The 16,192-nt window shown below is 65.5% G+C and carries 16 protein-coding genes; 4 read left to right on the top strand and 12 right to left on the bottom strand.

Annotated elements, in window-relative coordinates; genetic code table 11:
• Window positions 1-30: 30 nt before the first annotated feature.
• Window positions 31-1,209, bottom strand: coding sequence for a cytochrome P450 (locus BM190_RS07990; RefSeq protein ID WP_092253970.1), 1,179 nt, complete (start codon window positions 1,207-1,209; stop codon window positions 31-33).
• Window positions 1,210-1,223: 14 nt separating this feature from the next.
• On the bottom strand, window positions 1,224-2,432 hold the full coding sequence (locus BM190_RS07985; RefSeq protein WP_092253423.1) for an ABC transporter substrate-binding protein: 1,209 nt from the start codon (window positions 2,430-2,432) through the stop codon (window positions 1,224-1,226).
• 100 nt (window positions 2,433-2,532) lie between these two features.
• On the opposite strand from BM190_RS07985, the gene BM190_RS07980 reads away from it, so the two are divergent.
• Window positions 2,533-3,027 carry a MarR family winged helix-turn-helix transcriptional regulator gene (locus tag BM190_RS07980; protein ID WP_092253421.1) on the top strand — a complete coding sequence of 165 codons (495 nt, stop codon included), beginning with the start codon at window positions 2,533-2,535 and terminating at the stop codon, window positions 3,025-3,027.
• A 180-nt stretch (window positions 3,028-3,207) separates the two neighbouring features.
• Window positions 3,208-4,149 carry a LysM peptidoglycan-binding domain-containing protein gene (locus BM190_RS07975; RefSeq protein WP_092253419.1) on the top strand — a complete coding sequence of 314 codons (942 nt, stop codon included), beginning with the start codon at window positions 3,208-3,210 and terminating at the stop codon, window positions 4,147-4,149.
• 201 nt (window positions 4,150-4,350) lie between these two features.
• Here the strand turns inward: BM190_RS07975 and BM190_RS07970 are convergent, their stop codons facing one another.
• The gene (locus tag BM190_RS07970) at window positions 4,351-5,424 is read right to left on the bottom strand and encodes a tartrate dehydrogenase (protein ID WP_092253417.1); all 1,074 of its coding nucleotides are present in this window, start codon (window positions 5,422-5,424) and stop codon (window positions 4,351-4,353) included.
• 138 nt (window positions 5,425-5,562) lie between these two features.
• Between BM190_RS07970 and BM190_RS07965 the strand changes: the two genes are divergently transcribed.
• Both BM190_RS07965 and BM190_RS07960 read left to right on the top strand, forming a co-directional pair.
• A complete protein-coding gene (locus BM190_RS07965) occupies window positions 5,563-6,480 on the top strand; it encodes a LysR substrate-binding domain-containing protein (protein WP_092253415.1) in 918 nt (305 codons plus the stop codon).
• Window positions 6,481-6,517: 37 nt separating this feature from the next.
• The gene (locus BM190_RS07960; RefSeq protein WP_092253413.1) at window positions 6,518-7,342 is read left to right on the top strand and encodes an aspartate dehydrogenase; all 825 of its coding nucleotides are present in this window, start codon (window positions 6,518-6,520) and stop codon (window positions 7,340-7,342) included.
• A 185-nt stretch (window positions 7,343-7,527) separates the two neighbouring features.
• Here the strand turns inward: BM190_RS07960 and BM190_RS07955 are convergent, their stop codons facing one another.
• The 9 genes from BM190_RS07955 to BM190_RS07915 form a co-directional block, all read right to left on the bottom strand.
• Window positions 7,528-8,832, bottom strand: coding sequence for a PQQ-dependent sugar dehydrogenase (locus tag BM190_RS07955; RefSeq protein ID WP_092253411.1), 1,305 nt, complete (start codon window positions 8,830-8,832; stop codon window positions 7,528-7,530).
• 143 nt (window positions 8,833-8,975) lie between these two features.
• Window positions 8,976-9,185, bottom strand: a complete 210-nt coding sequence (locus BM190_RS07950; protein WP_092253409.1) for a hypothetical protein — start codon at window positions 9,183-9,185, stop codon at window positions 8,976-8,978.
• A 296-nt stretch (window positions 9,186-9,481) separates the two neighbouring features.
• On the bottom strand, window positions 9,482-10,108 hold the full coding sequence (locus tag BM190_RS07945) for a methyltransferase family protein (protein WP_092253407.1): 627 nt from the start codon (window positions 10,106-10,108) through the stop codon (window positions 9,482-9,484).
• Window positions 10,109-10,135: 27 nt separating this feature from the next.
• A complete protein-coding gene (locus BM190_RS07940) occupies window positions 10,136-11,167 on the bottom strand; it encodes an NAD-dependent epimerase/dehydratase family protein (protein WP_092253405.1) in 1,032 nt (343 codons plus the stop codon).
• Window positions 11,168-11,195: 28 nt separating this feature from the next.
• On the bottom strand, window positions 11,196-11,714 hold the full coding sequence (locus tag BM190_RS07935; protein WP_177236961.1) for an Mpo1 family 2-hydroxy fatty acid dioxygenase: 519 nt from the start codon (window positions 11,712-11,714) through the stop codon (window positions 11,196-11,198).
• Between the two features lie 172 nt (window positions 11,715-11,886).
• On the bottom strand, window positions 11,887-12,555 hold the full coding sequence (locus tag BM190_RS07930) for an OmpA family protein (protein ID WP_092253401.1): 669 nt from the start codon (window positions 12,553-12,555) through the stop codon (window positions 11,887-11,889).
• Complete coding sequence (locus tag BM190_RS07925) at window positions 12,555-12,971, bottom strand: hypothetical protein (protein WP_092253399.1); 417 nt, start codon at window positions 12,969-12,971, stop codon at window positions 12,555-12,557. The genes BM190_RS07930 and BM190_RS07925 overlap by 1 nt, the downstream gene beginning before the upstream one ends.
• A gap of 88 nt (window positions 12,972-13,059) precedes the next feature.
• Window positions 13,060-13,347, bottom strand: coding sequence for a type II toxin-antitoxin system HicB family antitoxin (locus tag BM190_RS07920; protein ID WP_092253397.1), 288 nt, complete (start codon window positions 13,345-13,347; stop codon window positions 13,060-13,062).
• A gap of 9 nt (window positions 13,348-13,356) precedes the next feature.
• Window positions 13,357-15,996, bottom strand: a complete 2,640-nt coding sequence (locus BM190_RS07915; RefSeq protein WP_092253395.1) for an ATP-dependent helicase — start codon at window positions 15,994-15,996, stop codon at window positions 13,357-13,359.
• Window positions 15,997-16,192 lie beyond the last annotated feature (196 nt).

The following is a 16,192-nucleotide window of genomic DNA, read 5'->3' as shown; positions in this document are numbered from 1 at the left end:
ATCGTTGCGCATCCTCCCGCGTGATGCCGCCTAAGCGGGCGTCACGCGGACCGGCATGCTCTCCAGCCCGCGCAGGGAATTGTTGAGCCTGCGTTTCGGCTCCGCCGTGAGCTCGATGGTCTTCACGCGCCTTGCGAGCTCGCTGAAGATCAGTTCGCCTTCCAGACGCGCGATCATCTGACCGACGCAGGCGTGGATGCCTGCGCCGAAGCCGACATGGCCGGCCGCGGTCCGTTCGACCTCGAACCGGTCGGCTCTCTCCCATCGCGCCGGATCGCGGTTGGCCGAGGCCATGAACAGCAGCACCTTGCGGTGTGCCGGGATCACGCCGCCGCCGATCTCGAGGTCGCGCGAGGTGGTACGAAAGAACGTCTGCACCGGCGAATCATAGCGCAGGCCTTCCTCGAAGGCATTGCGCGCCAGCTCCGGCCGTTGGTGGAGCTTGCGGTATTCATCCGGATGGGTGGCGAGCGCGAGCAGGGTGTTGCCGATGCCGTTGACGGTGGTGTCGATCCCCGCCGTGAGGAATGGCCGCACCAGGTGGGTCGCTTCGTGCTCGGTGATCTCGCCGTCGTCGGCCGCCTGGTAGATCATCATGCCGAGGCTGTCGGGCCGCAACGCATCTCGTGCGCAGCAGTCCATGATCCAGCTCTGGGCGGCGAGGCCTGCCTTGCGTGAAGCCGCTAGCATCTCGTTCTCGGGGCCAAAGCTGTCGAACACGAACGTGCTCCAGGCCAGCAGCTTCTCGCGGCCGTCCGCCCGGATGCCGATCGCATCCGGAAACACCTTCATCGGATAGGCTTCGGCAAGATCGGTGACGGCATCGAACGTGCCTTTGTCGATCAGCTCCGTGACCTTCTTCTCCGCTTCCTGCTGAAACGTCTCGCGCAGCTTCCTCGCGACACCCGGAGACAGCGTGCGGCCGAGGACCCGCCGGCCCTTGTCGTGGTCGGGCGGATCGATCTGGAGCGTCAGCGGCTTCGGCAGCGCAGGGTTCATCCCGTTGAGCCCGACGCCCTCGCCACTGATGAACGTCTTCCAGTCCTTCAAGGCCGGCTCGACCTCGGAATAGCCCGCCATCGCCCACACGCCGTAACGCTCCAGCGCGAACACGGGCCCGAGCGCGCGTAGCGCCTCATAGGCAGGATAGGGGTTCAACAGGAAGTCAGGCGCAAACGGGTCGATCTGACTGGAGGCGATGCCGCTCATGGTCAGCTCCGCTTCTAGGGCTTGCTGAGCGGGCACTGGCCATCGCTCTCCGAGCGGAACGCGTCCTCGCCCTTGATGGTGGCGACGACCTTCAGCAGATCCCAGCTCGATTTCGACTCCTCGGGCGACTTGACCTGCAACAGGTAGAGCGGGTGGATCTTGCGACCGTCCTTGCGGATATAGCCCTTGCCGAACAGCACATCGTCGGTCGGCATCTCCTTCATCGCGGCGACGACGGCCTTGCCATCCTTGGCGCCGCCGGTCTTGTCGACCGCCTTGAGATAGTGAATGACCGAGGCATAGACGCCGGCCTGCATGTCGTTCGGATAGGCCTTCGACGGAATGCGCTCGGCGAAGCGTTTTGCGAAGGCCCGCGTGCCGTCGTTCAAATCCCAGTAGAACGGATTCATGATCTGCGCGCCTTGCGCAAACTTCAGGCCAAGCGCGGGAAGCCCGTTCATGCCCAGGATCAATCCGACCAGCTTGTGGTCCTTGGTCAGCCCGAACTCGGCGGCCTGCTTCATCGATGTGATGGTGTCGTCACCGGCATTGGCGAAGCCGACGACGTTCGCGCCCGAAGCCTGGGCCTGCAGCAGGAAAGAGGCGTAATCGGCCGTTCCCAAGGGATGCCGCACGCTGCCGAGCACCTCGCCGCCGGCCGCTTTCACGGCTTCCGCGGCCTGCTTTTCCAGATCATGACCGAAGGCGTAGTCGGCGGTGATGAAGAACCATTTCTTGCCGCCCTGCTGCACGATCGCCTTGCCGAGACCGCGGCCGTAAGAATAGGTGTCGTAGGTCCAGTGCACGGTGTTCGGCGTGCACTTTTCACCGGTCAGCAGCACCGTTCCCGCGCCCGACCCGACGAACACCTTGTTCTTCTCGGCGCTCATGCCGGCGACAGCGAGCGCGATCGAGGAATTCGGAAGGTCGAAGATCGCATCGACGCTCTCGTTCTCGTACCAGCGCCGAGCGATGCCGATCCCGATGTCGGTCTTGTTCTGGTGATCGGCCGCGACGACCTCCACCGGCTTGCCCGCGGCTTTTCCGCCATAGTCTTCGACGGCCATCTTGGCGGCGACGACCGAGCCGATGCCCTGGTAGCTCGCGAACGGGCCCGACTGGTCGTTCAGGATGCCGATCTTCACGACCTCCTGTGCGAAGGCCGGCGCCGCGGTCAGGGTTGCGGCCAAGATGCACAATTTATGCAGGAATTTGCTGTTCATTGGATCCCTCCCATGGGCGGTCTTGGTGCCGCTGAATAATAGTTATATTTTATAGCTATTTTTGAGAGTGTCAATTCGGCCGTCCCTAGGATTGAGAATCATGAGCTCGAAGCCTCTAAGACCCGGAGCCAAATCCACTCCGCAAAAGTCCGCTCCGCAGACGGAGAAATCGCTGGACCTGCGCGCGCTGCAGCGCACCCCCGGATTCATGCTGCGCCTGGCGCAGCTGAAGTTCTTCGAAGGCTTCTACGAGGAGTTCGCCGCCTTGGGCCTGACGCCCGCGACCTATGCGATCTTCGCCGTCATTCGCGACAATCCCGGCGTGCCGCCAAGCAGCCTCGCCAGCCTGCTCCGGCTGCGGCTGCCGAACCTGATCAAGATCCTGAACGAGCTGGAATCGTCCGGCTTCATCAAGCGCAACCGCTCGAAGTCCGATCGCCGCGCCGTCGAGCTCATGCTGACGCCGAAGGGGACAAAGCTCATTGCGGAGGGCGCAAGGCTGACGGAGCCCTATAATCGGAAGATGCTGGCGCCGCTCAGCGAGGCCGAGCAGCGCACGCTGCTCGAATTGCTGAACCGGATGCTGCCATTTTAGCCGTTCGCGAGCGAGGACTGAGGCCAATCGTCGCAAAGTCCGGTCGCGCCGCCAGGCGTGCGGTGAGAGTTCGCGCCCGGAAGAGATGGAGGCCGGTTCCGTGCCCCAAATTCCACCCAATCGGCCGTCACTAAGCCCGCGGGGGAGGTGATCGCCTCCCGTCGTGGGACTGCTGGATTGATGATTGATTTGAGGCGACTAGTCGCGCTGGCAGCCGTTGCGCTGCTCGCCCTGAGCCCCGGCATGGCCGCCGCCTCACCTGCCAAGTCCAAGGCCAACGCGGCCGCACCCGCAGCGCCGCCGCCTCCGCCGTTCGAGCCGTTGCCGCCGCCGAACGTCTACCTGTTCCGTGGCGCCATGGGCCCGATCTTCTCGACCGGCATGGACCGGCTCGGCGAGAAGCTGACACAGGCCGGCTTTTCCGCCGATGTCTATGAATTCACCCTCTGCCGGTTCATCGGCAACCGCGTCATCGCCAGCTACAAGGAGAAGGCGGCGCCGATCGTGCTGATCGGGCACTCCATGGGTGGTCTGTGCTCGATCGTCATTTCCGAGATGGCGGCCAAGGAGAGCATCCCGATCAGCCTCGTCATCGCCATCGATCCCGCGCATGCGACCGGCGACGTGCCGCTCAATGTCGAGCGCTTCATCAACATCTTCCTGTCCGACAGCGTGCTCGGCGGCGGCGACGTCGTCGCGGTCCCCGGCTTTCGCGGCCATTATGCGAGCTACGACCTGAAGGCAAACGCGCGCGTCTCGCACATCAACATCGAGAAGTCCGACGACATCCATCGCCAGATCGTCGAGATGGTGACGCAACTGCCGCGCATTCCGCCGCAGACCCAGGGCGATGCCGTGCCGCTGCGCTACCTCGTCCCCGCGGACACCTTGGTCGAGTTATGGGACAGCGGCGTGCGGGTGCCGGTGCGCCGCGGCGACACCATGGAGAGCATCGCCGTCGCCAATCGCGTGCCGCTGTGGACGCTCGCGCAGAGCAACTCGCTTGCAGAGAACGCGCAGCTCACGCCGGGCCAGACCATTATCGTGCCCCGGCATCTGACACCGCCCGAGCCCACGGCCGCGATGGTGACGCCGCCGCCGGCTCCGACGAAGCGGAAGTAGGGCTCGTTATCTTGCCGCAGAGGACGGTGCGCTCCCTCTCCCGCTTGCGGGGGAGGGGGTCTCTCCACGATCGAGAACCCCCGAGAGGAGAGAGCCCCCACCCGCCGCGCTCTGGCGCGCAATTGCGCTGCCGAGCGCGTCGACCTCCCCCGCAAGCGGGAGAGGTGCAGCGAGTGCTGGGCGACACTCGATCCGATAAGGCTACACATTTGACCCGCTGATCGCGTCGATCACGGCGTCCGTCACTTCCTTCGTCGTCGCCTTGCCGCCGACGTCAGGCGTCAGCACGCCCGCCGCGCAGACGCGCTCGACCGCCGCCATCAGCCTTGTAGCGGCGTCCTTCTCGCCGAGATGCTCGAGCATCTGCGCGCCGGTCCAGAACGTCGCGACCGGATTGGCGATGCCCTTGCCGGTGATGTCGAAGGCCGAGCCGTGGATCGGCTCGAACATCGAGGGGAAGCGGCGCTGCGGATCGATGTTGCCGGTCGGCGCCACGCCGAGGCTGCCGGCCAGCGCGCCGGCGAGGTCGGACAGGATGTCGGCGTGCAGGTTGGTCGCCACGATGGTGTCGAGGCTTTTCGGATGCAGCGTCATACGGACCGTCATGGCATCGACCAGCATCTTGTCCCAGCTGACGTCGGGGAATTCGCCGGCGACCTCGGCTGCGATCTCGTCCCACATCACCATGCCGTGGCGCTGCGCGTTCGACTTGGTCACGACTGTCAGGAATTTGCGCGGGCGCGACTGTGCGAGCTGGAACGCGTAGCGCATGATCCTGGTGACGCCAACGCGGGTGAAGACGGCGACTTCGGTGCCGACCTCTTCCGGCAGGCCCTTGTGGGCGCGGCCGCCCATGCCGGCATATTCGCCTTCCGAATTCTCGCGCACGATCACCCAGTCGAGGTCGCCGACACCGACATTGCGCAGCGGCGAGGCGACGCCGGGCAGGATCTTTGTGGGGCGCACATTGGCGTATTGGTCAAAGCCCTGGCAGATCGGCAGCCGCAGGCCCCACAGCGTGATGTGGTCCGGCACATCGGGCGCGCCGACCGCACCGAAATAGATCGCGTCGAACTTCTTCAGTTCAGTGAGGCCGTCGGCCGGCATCATCACGCCGTGCTTCTTGTAATAGTCCGAGCCCCAGTCGAACGTCTTGACGTTGAAGGCGAGGTCGCCGCTGCGCTTTGCCAGTGCCTCCAGCACGCGGATTCCGGCCGAGATCACCTCGGGGCCGATGCCGTCGGCGGGAATTGCTGCGATCGAATGGGTGCGCATGAGAATGCTCCGTTAAGAGATGGGGCCGGCAGGCTGGCTGCGTCGTCGGCGAATCTAGACGGGAGTGCAGGACGGACTCAATTGGCGCTGGTTTATACAAAAAAATGATATAATCCTCGCGAGACGAGAGGACCCGGGATGGAATTGCATCAGCTCCGATGCTTCGTGGCGGCGGCCGAGCAGCTGCATTTCGGCCGCGCGGCGCAGCAGCTCCAGATGCTGCCTTCCGCGCTGGGCCGCCAGATCAGGCTGCTGGAGGAGGATCTGGGCACGCGGCTGTTCGCGCGGACGACGCGTGCGGTGTCGCTCACCGAGGACGGCACGACGTTGCTGCGCGATGCCCGCGCCATCCTCGCCCGGGTCGAGGCGGTCGAGAGCAACTTGCGCAACCGCTCGCGCGCCGGCGCTGCTCGGCGGCTGCGGATCGGTGCCATCGACAGCGCCGCCGCCGGGCTGCTGCCGCCGCTCTTGCGCGACTTCCGCGCCAAGCATCCTGATATCGTGGTACAGATCCTGGAGGACAAGACGGTCCGGCTGCTGCCGAAGATCCTGACGGGTGCGCTCGATCTCGCCTTCGTCCGCCCGCCCGGCCGCGCGGACAAGCGGCTCGAATTCCGCGATCTGCTCCATGAGACCGCGATCGTGGCCTTCCCGCAGCAGCATGCGCTGGCCCGGCGCAAGTCGATCACGCTGGCCGACATCGCCGACGAGGCGATGCTGGTACCGAACCGCCGCTCGCGGCCGCACAGCCACGACCTCACGGTGAAGCTGTTCGATCAGGCCGGAATGACGCCGCGCATCGTCCAGGTCGCCGACGAGAAGCAGACCATCATCAACCTGGTGGCGACGAAGCTCGGGGTAGCGATCGTGCCGCGCTGGACGATGCGGATGGCGGTGTCGGGCGTGCGCTTCGTGCCGCTGCGGCCAAGGCAGAGCGGGCCGGTCGGCCGGCTGCCGCTCGCCGCCGCGTGGCTGCGCGGCTCGCGCGATCCGGCTCGCGATGCCATGCTGGCGGTGCTGGAGGCGCGCCTGCGCAGCTATGCGCGGGAGGCGTGAGGGGCTAAGAACTGTGCTAGGTGAAAAGGTGGATGCTATGACTGAACAAAAAGCGTCGGGCGAATTGCGAGTCGGCATCGCAGGCTTGGGCTCGATCGGCACCAAGATCGCCACCGCGCTCGATCAAGGCATCGAGGGGCTGGCGTTGTCGGCTGTCGCGGTGCGCGATCCCGCCAAGCATCAAGCTTTCATCGGCGGCCTACGCCGCCTGCCGCAGGTGCTGCCGATCGATCAGCTCGGCGAGGTCGCCGACATCGTGGTCGAGTGCGCACCAAGCAGCCAGTTGCGTGCGATCGTCGAGCCTGCCGTGAAGCGCGGCAAGGCCGCGGTCGTCGTCAGCGTCGGCGGATTGCTCGACAATTTTGATCTCGTCGATCTCGCGCGTGCCAATGGCGGCCGCATCATCGTGCCGACCGGCGCGCTGATCGGGCTCGACGCCGTCAACGCCGCCGCAATCGGCACCATTCATTCCGTGAAGATGGTGACGCGCAAGCCGATCGACGGACTGAAGGGCGCGCCGTTCATCGTTCAGAACAACATCGACATCGACAATCTGCGCGAGCCACTCAAGCTGTTCGAGGGCAGCGCGCGCGAAGCGGCCAAGGGCTTTCCAGCGAACGTCAATGTCGCCGTTGCGTTGTCGCTGGCGGGCATCGGGCCTGATCGTACCGAGATCCAGGTTTGGGCTGATCCAACCGTGACGCGCAACGTTCACCGCATCGAGGTCGAGGCGGATTCGGCGCGGTTCTCGATGGGCATCGAGAACATCCCGTCCGAGAATCCCAAGACCGGTCTGATCACCGCGCTGTCCGTGATTGCGCTGCTGCGCAAGCAGCGCGCCACGCTGTGTGTGGGGACGTGATGGGTTGAGACGTCACTAGCCCAGACGGCGGTGCGCTCCCTCCCCCGCTTGCGGGGGAGGGGTGGGGAGAGGTTATTTCCGCAATGGGACACTCCCCCAGAGGAGAGAACCCTCACCCGGCGCTTCGCGCCGACCTCTCCCACAAGCGGGAGAGGCGGAGCCCCGGGAGCGCCTACCAATCGCCGCTATGCCCCCGTGACGCGCCAGATCACGTTGCCGACGTCGTCGGCCATCAGCAGTGATTTCTTGTCGGGGCCGATCGTGACGCCGACCGGGCGGCCGTAGGATTCCTTCTCGTCCGGGGACAGGAAGCCCGACAGGATGTCGCGACCGGGACCGGACGGCTTGCCGTTCTCGAACGGGATGAACACCAGCTTGTAGCCGGACAGCTTGCTGCGATTCCACGAGCCGTGCTGGCCGATCACCATGCCGTCGGGGAAGCCGGGCAGCGTGCCCGCGGGCATCCAGCACAGGCCGAGCGAGGCGGTGTGGCCGCCGAGCGCGTAGTCCGGTTGAAGCGCCTTGGCGACCATCGCAGGATCCTGGGGCACGCGGTCGTCCACCGTCTTGCCCCAATAGCAATAGGGCCAGCCGTAGAAGCCGCCGTCGCGCACCGACGTCAAATAATCCGGCGGCGTCTCGTCGCCGAGCCCGTCGCGCTCGTTGACCACGGTCCAGAGCACACCCGTATTTGGCTCCCAAGCAAGCCCGACCGGGTTACGCAGGCCCGCGCCGAAAATGCGGTGCGTGCCGGCAACGAGGTCGAGCTCGTAGACCGCAGCGCGGCCTTCCTCGACCTCCATGCCCATCTCGGCGATGTTGCTGAGCGAGCCGACGCCGGCATAGAGCTTCTTGCCGTCGGGGCTTGCCAAAAGACTGCGGGTCCAGTGTCCGCTTGGCTTGAACGTCGTGAGCCGCTTGCCCGGCGCGGTGATGCGGTCGGCATTGGCGACGTAAGGGAAAGCCATCACGCCGTCGGTATTGCCGACATAGAAGGTGTTGCCGACCAGCGCCATGCCGAACGGCTGGCTGAGATTTTCCATGAAGGCGCCGCGTTGCTCGGCGACGCCGTCGCCGTCCTTGTCCCGCAGCAGCGTGATGCGGTCGGCGGACACGCCGAGCGCTGCGGCGCGCCGCATCGTTGCCTGCATCGCGTAGTGAAACACGCTGCGCGGCGCGCCAGCGATCTGCGTCGCCTCCGCGATCAGCACGTCGCCATTGGGCAGCACCTCGATCCAGCGCGGATGGTCGAGCCCGGTCGCGAACGCGTTGACCTTGAGCCCGGGCGCGACGGTCGGCTTCTGGCCCTCGCTCCAGCCGCGCGCGGTCGGCATCTTCAAAGTCGGGATCGCGCCTTGCGGCTTCGCCTCGGGAATGGCGGGCTTCTCTCCCCAGGCCGGCGCAGGCACGGTGCCTGACAGCTTCCGCCATTGCAGCGCGATGCCGCCGAGGAGCGCAACGAACTGCGCAAAGACGCTGGAGAAGGTCATGAGAGGGCCCCTGTTTGCGCGCGCATCCAACTGGCTGACGGGGCAGACGTCAACCTGTGCGGGGCGCCGGCCGGGCCTATTCCCGTGGAATGGCAGCCGATCGATTTTGCATGGGACGAACGCCGATGGCCTTTGCCCGGAGATCAGCGAGAGATTTGACGCTCCAGCCGCCGTGCTGCGCGAAAATCGTTGAGGTGATGCATGTTCGGCACCAGCGCTGCCTCCTTGGACAGCAGGTGATAGATCCGCGCCACCGTGCGCTGCTTCTGCTTCGGCCGCCCACGCGGCAGTGCCCGCGCCTTGCGGACGGCGGCGATCGCGTGCTCGCGGAAATAATCGTAGGCGTCCGACATGGCTCGATGCTCGCGCAGGTGGCAGCTGTCGAGGGATAACGGGCTTGGAGAGGGGCGGTTCCTGGTTGAATGTTCCGAGTTGTGCCATTCCGTTCCCGTCATCCTGAGGTGCGAGCCATGGGGCGCAACGCGCCGCATGGGGAGCCTCGAAGGATGGAGGGCCCGGATGCATTGGCGGCCGTGCATCCTTCGAGGCTCGGCTTACGATGCATTCGCATCGCAAACCTCGCACCTCAGGATGACGGGACCAAACAGCAGTCTTACGCGGAGAAAATAGTAGGAAGGTGCTACGCCCCTCACCGCGGCGACAGGAACGGGATGATCATCGGCACGCGGCGGCAGTAGGCGCCGTAGGCGTCTTCGCCGAGCTCCTTCGACAGAAACACCTCCTCCATCCGGCCCTTCTGCCACATGCCGAGCGAGATCAGGATCGCGCCGAGGATCGTCGTTACGAGGCCGATTGCGATGCCGGTGACGAGCATGCCGAAGATTAAGCCGGTGTAGATCGGGTGACGCACGATGCCGTAGGGGCCGGTGTCGATAACGCGGTGATCTTCTTTGTGGGTGATGGTGTTCGACCAGAATTTTCCGAGATGCAGTCGGCCCCACCAGGCGAAAGCGATGCCGGCGGCCGAGAGGACCGCGGCGATGTAGATGCCGGTGTTGCCGAGCACCCAAAGCGGCTTCCAGCCCAGCAGCTGTGCAACCCACGGGGTGTACAGGATGCCGCCGACCAGGATCGGCAGGCGATAGCGCTGCGACTCCAGCGTCATGACCTGCTTCTTGGTCCGCCCCTGCCAGAACGAGGCGCCGACCCAGCTGGCGAGAAAGGCGAGCCAGACCAGGGCCAGGAATTCGGTCGGCCAGGCCGTGGTCCAGCCACCCCAGGCGACCGAGAGAAGCTTGCTGAAATCGAAGGACATGAAGGTTCTTTGCGTTGGGCGGCGGCTTTAGCTCGCGCGCGAGGAGAGCGCGTGATGCTTGATGGCGCCGGAGGGCTGCTGGCCGTTGCGGGCGAGCAGATGGGTGATGGTTTCGCGCAGCACCGGCTCGATCGGACGCGGCGCGTAGCCGAGCTCGGTGCGCGCCTTGCCGATCGAGAGGTCGCTTGCGGCGAGCGCAATGCGCACGCCCTCGGCGGTGCCGTTGGGCGGCCGGCGCGTGACACGATCGGCGAGGTATTCGAGCATGATGCCCGAGAGCTCGGCGATCTTGCCGGGCACGACGACCGGGAACTGCCGGCGGCCGCTCATCGCCGACATCATCCGCAGGATGTTGCCGAGCGGGACGCAGTCGCCGCCGAGGATGTAGCGCTGGCCGATGCGGCCGCGCTCCATGGTCAGCACGAGGCCCATGGCCACGTCGCGGACGTCGACGAGGTTGACCAGGAAGTTGAGATGCGGCTGCACCTTCTTCTGCAGGAAGTACCACAGCATCGCCGTCGGCGGCGTCAGATTGTGGTCGGCCGCGCCGATCGGCATGGTCGGCGTGCCGATCACGAGTGGAAAGCCGCTGGCCGCCGCCTTCGCGGCATGATGCTCGGCGAGCGACTTCGAGCGCGTATAGGCGCCCGGCATCGCGTCGGCCGGCTGTAGCGCCTCCTCGGCGGCAGCGCCCTTGAGGTCGGAATAGGGGAACAGGATCGATTCCGTCGAGCAGTGCAGGAAGCGCGACACGCCGCGCTTCATTGCGGCCGCGAGCACGATTTCGGTGCCGCGACAGTTGACGTCGTGAAAGTCCTGCTTGTTGGCGACCCACATGCCGGGCAGGCCGGCGAGGTGATAGACCTGATCGACCCCGGCGATCGCAGCATCGACCGCGGCGCCGTCGAGCACCGAGCCGTGGACAAATTCAACATCCGCGTTCGCCGCGGCCGGCGCGCGGACATCGAGAACGCGCACCCGCTGCCCACGGGCGCGGAGCGCTTCGACGAGGTGATGTCCGATGAAGCCACTGCCACCGGTAACCAGTACGAGAGCCATGCAGAAGGTTGCTGTTTCGCGTCTAGAGCTATCGGGTTGAAAGGGAATTGGTCGGAAGAGGCGCCAGAATCGCGGCAAGGTCGCGACGGAAGCCCAATGCAATGAATAATTTTGCCATCACGAACATCGGTCCAAGCAAAAGATGCGAAGGAAAAGTGAACAATGAGGCTTCGCGGCCCTCAAAAACCTTGTGGCCGATGGCCTGCGCGGCGAGGCCGAGCGCCACCAGCACGGCGAAAATCGCCCACATCGTCGCGGTACTGACTTGCGCCGCAACGGTCGTCGCAACCGAAAACAGCACGATCGAGACCGCCAGAATGCCGATCCCGAGCGCCACATCGAGCAGCAGCCAGTACATCAGGACCGGCAAAGCCAGGATCACGGCGAGGCTGACATCGAAACCGAGCAGCGGCAGCCTGACCAGCGTCAGCGGCATCACGGCGCCGGTGAACAACAGGAGAATACCGACCACATGCATCGCCGTGTTCCGGGGGTCGCGATGGTACTCGACATAAACGGCAAGTTGGCGCTGAAAATAGCCACCCATTTCGGTCTCATGCAGCACGGGGTCGGGGAAGGGCGAACAGAGGCTATAGCACTGGACCGGGCGGTGCACAAACCGGGGCTTTTGTCGCGTGAAACCGTATTTGTGCGCCCCGGACAGGCTACAAAACGATCAGGACTTCAAAGGGTTCCGTCGGGTGCGAAGCTGCGCTCGCTCAGCGCTTCTTGGCGGGCTTTTTCGCCGCAGGCGCAGGTGCCGCAGCCGTATGCGGCGCGTCCTCCGGCAGCTTGGCATAGGTCAGGATTTGCAACTGGCCGTTGACGGCCGAGGTCGGCCTCGCCCGGTCGAGAAACTGCTCCTCGCCGAGGCCGATCGGATGCAGTCGCTTGGTCGAGATCTTGAACGTGTTCACCAGCACGTCGCGGATCGCGTCGGCGCGGCGCTGGCTCAGGATCGCGTTGGCCTCGCGAGTCTTCGAGTTGGATTCGACGTGGCCGACGATCAGGAACGTGTAGGGCAGCAGCGAGGAATGAACCAGCGCGTCCGCGATGCGGCCGACGGTCTGGTAGGACGCCGGCTGGATGATCGGCGTGTCGGCATCGAACTGGATCTGCGCATTGAAGGCGGGCAGCTTGGCGAGATCAGGTGCGATCAGCGGCCGGTTCACCGGACCGGGATCGTTCTTGATCCTGGTCTTGGCGCGCTCCATCACCTGCTGCTTCAGCGCGGGAAGGTCGGCCTCGGCGGCTTCTTCGAAATGGTTGAGCTTGCCGACGATGTCGTCGCGGGTCGGTGCCGCCGTCTGGGCGACGGCCGTGCCCGCGAGCAAAGCGAGACCGAGCGCGACCGCGGTTCCGGCAATGAAGAGCCTGCTCGCGCGCATCAGCGGTACCCCGCGTCGTCGACGGCCTTCAGGCAGTTGTTGCTGATGCCCTTGGGCGTCGAAACCAGGCAGGGGATCGACTTGCTAGTCTCCTTGGTAGAGCCGCCACAGACCTTGACGATCTCGCGCTGGCAGGCGTTCGCCACCGTGACGCGCGCGGCGACGCGCTTCTGGATGGCATCGAACGCGCCGAGATAGTCGCTCGCGCATTGCTGGGACAGCACGTCGCGGTTGCGCGACAGGCACTCCTTCAGGCGGGTCGAATCCGGGTTGACGCCGCGGCAATTGGCGACGATTTCGGCGCCGCAGCTTTTGGCCAGCAGCCCGATCGAATCGCCAAAGCTCATGGTCTCCGCCGCCGCAAGCGACGGCATCCCCAATGCCAGCAAGATCAGTGTCATGGAGCCCCGGACCATGGCTGCATCTGATACGGGGAAGTTCGGGCGGGTCAAGGGCTGTTCGGACGAGAACTGTCGAAGGCGAGGGGAGTGCGGCGAACAGTCCTCACTCCGCGGCGTCTTCGCGGGGCGGCCATTCGATCAGGGCGACCGTGTGTTTCCCGAGGTCGTCGGCCACATCAGGGTCGGCCTTGAGCTCGTCCAATGTTCTGGGCGGAGGAAGCTGCCGACCGTCCGCGATCAGCTCCTGCGCATAGAACGCCAGTGCCTCCGGTGCACTCTCCAGGGCCTCGTCGACGTCATCACCGCCGGAAATGCAGCCGGGCAGGTCGGGAAACCACAGGCTGACAGCGTCCGGATCGGTGTCCTCGATGATGGCGACATACTGAGCCATATCGCGCGCTCACGCCCGCTGCACGAAGCTGTCTACGACCTTCTTCTCGCCGGCCTTGTCGAAGGCGATGGTGAGCTTGTTGCCGTCGATCTTGGTGACGCGGCCGTAGCCGAATTTCTGGTGGAAGACGCGGTCTTCGAGCGAGAATTCCGAGGTGGTGCCGGTCGATTTGGCGACCAGCTCGCCCTCGATCGTCAGGGGACCGCGGCGGCGCGAGGAGAAGCTGCCGAAATCGGGGCCGGACGACGAGGAGGATGAGAACGTCGAAGCCTCTTCCTCGAAGCCGCCGCCACCGCCACCGCCGCTGCGCCCGCCGCCGCGGTTGCGATTGGCTTGCGCGCGCTGCCAGCCCGGCGTCGAATAGGTGGAGCCGAACGCCTCCATGTCGTCGAAGCGTGAGGCGCCGTAACCGCCGGTGCCGCCCCAGGCCGAGCCGCCCTTGGATTCGGTGATCTCGACATTGGCCGCCGGCAGTTCGTCGAGGAAGCGCGACGGGATCGTGGTCGACCAGGTGCCATGGATCCGCCGGTTGGTCGCGAAATAGATCATGGCGCGGCGGCGGGCACGGGTCAGGCCGACATGGCCGAGCCGGCGTTCTTCCTCGAGGCCGGCGCGGCCCTGTTCGTCCAGCGTGCGCTGGCTCGGGAACAGGCCTTCCTCCCAGCCCGGCAGGAACACGTTGTCGAATTCGAGCCCCTTGGCCGAGTGCAAAGTCATCAGCGACACTGCGTCGTCCTCGGCGCCGCCGTCGCGGTCCATCACCAGCGAGATGTGCTCGAGGAACCCTTGCAGGTTCTCGAACTCCTCCATCGAGCGCACCAGCTCTTTCAGGTTTTCGAGCCGGCCCGCGGCGTCCGCCGAGCGGTCCTTTTGCCACATCTCGGTATAGCCGCTCTCGTCGAGCACGATCTGGGCGAGATCGGTGTGCGCGGTAACCTCGCGCTGGGCGCGCCAGCGGTCGAACTGGGCGACGACCTCACGAAGCGAGCCGCGCGCCTTCGGCTTCAGCTCGTCGGTTTCGACCACCGCGCGGGCCGCCTCGAACAAGGGAATGCGGCGCTTGCGAGCGTGGTCGTGCAGCATCTGCACGGTGGCATCGCCAAGGCCGCGCTTGGGCACATTGACGATGCGCTCGAAGGCGAGGTCGTCGGCCGGCGAGTTGATGACGCGCAAGTAGGCCAGCGCATCGCGGATTTCGGCGCGCTCGTAGAAGCGCGGGCCGCCGATGACGCGATAGGGCAGGCCGAGCGTGACGAAGCGGTCCTCGAACTCGCGCATCTGATAGGAGGCGCGCACCAGGATCGCGATCTCGTTGAGCTTCTCGCCGCGGCGCTGGATCTGCTCGATCTCCTCGCCGATGCCGCGGGCTTCCTCTTCCGAATCCCACGAGCCTGTCACCGTGACCTTCTCGCCGTCCTGGTCCTCGGTGCGCAGCGTCTTGCCGAGCCGGCCTTCGTTATGCGCGATCAGATGCGATGCGGCGGCGAGGATGTGGCCGGTCGAGCGATAGTTGCGCTCCAGGCGAATGACCTTGGCGCCGGGAAAATCGTGGTCGAAGCGCAGGATGTTGTCGACCTCGGCACCGCGCCAGCCATAGATCGACTGGTCGTCGTCGCCGACGCAGCAGATGTTTTTGGTCTTCTCCTTCTCCCCGCTCATGTCCGCCGAAGCCTTGGCGAAGGCGGATGCGGGGTCGTGACGAGCTTCGCTCGCACTGAGAAGGTCGGGATGAGGGGGAGTCTCCACGAGCTCAGTGCTCGGAGAGTCCCCCTCACCCGCATCGCTGCGCGATGCGACCTCTCCCCGCGGGCGGGGAGAGGTGAAGGAAGGCGCCTGCGACAGCAGCCGCAGCCACAGATACTGCGCGACGTTGGTGTCCTGATATTCGTCGACCAGGATATATTTGAAGCGCTGCTGGTACTGCCTGAGGATATCCGGGTGCTCGCGGAAGATGCGGATGTTCTCCAGCAACAGATCGCCGAAATCGGCCGCGTTCAGAATCTTCAGCCGCTCCTGATAGCTCGCATAGAGCTTGCCGCCCTTGCCGTTGGCGAACATGGCGGCTTCGCCCGAGGGCACCTGCGAGGGCATCAGGCCGCGGTTCTTCCAGCCGTCGATCAGGCCGGCGAGCATGCGTGCCGGCCAGCGCTTGTCGTCGATGTTCTCGGCCTGCAGCAACTGCTTCAGCAGCCGCACCTGGTCGTCGACATCGAGCACGGTGAAGTTCGACTTGAGCTGCGCCAGCTCGGCATGGACACGCAGGATGCGGCCGCCGATGGAGTGGAAGGTGCCGAGCCACGGCATGCCCTCGACGGCGTGGCCGAGCATCTGGCCGAGCCGGTGCTTCATCTCGCGCGCCGCCTTGTTGGTGAAGGTCACCGACAGAATCTCGGCGGGGCGGGCGCGGCCCTGGCTCAGGATGTGGGCGATACGCGTCGTCAGCACGCGCGTCTTGCCGGTGCCTGCGCCGGCCAGCACCAGGACCGGGCCGTCCAGCGTCTCCACGGCCTCGCGCTGCTCCGGATTGAGCCCGGACAGATATTTCGGGCCCACCGAGGCGCGCGCACGCGCGGCGATGCCGCCGGCTGCGGGCTGGTGGTCGGAGACGTTCTGGGACGTGATCTTGCTCGGCTCGGTCATGCGAATCATTGGCCCCACGATGGCACCGCGGGGTGGCGGAAGGGAGCCTTCTAACAGGGATTGGTGCCTATATGGGGCGGCGGAACGAGGTTTTCCACGTGCGGGGCACGTCATTTTGTTCCAGCGGTCCTCGCGAATTTCCACCCTGTCCGGGCCGGAACCATCGTTCCCGCCTCGAGATTGTCTGGACAGGTGGCGCGGCCAG

Source organism: Bradyrhizobium sp. Rc3b (assembly GCF_900114915.1).
Taxonomy (GTDB): Bacteria; Pseudomonadota; Alphaproteobacteria; order Rhizobiales; family Xanthobacteraceae; genus Bradyrhizobium.
This window is presented reverse-complemented; position numbering and strand designations above follow the sequence as displayed.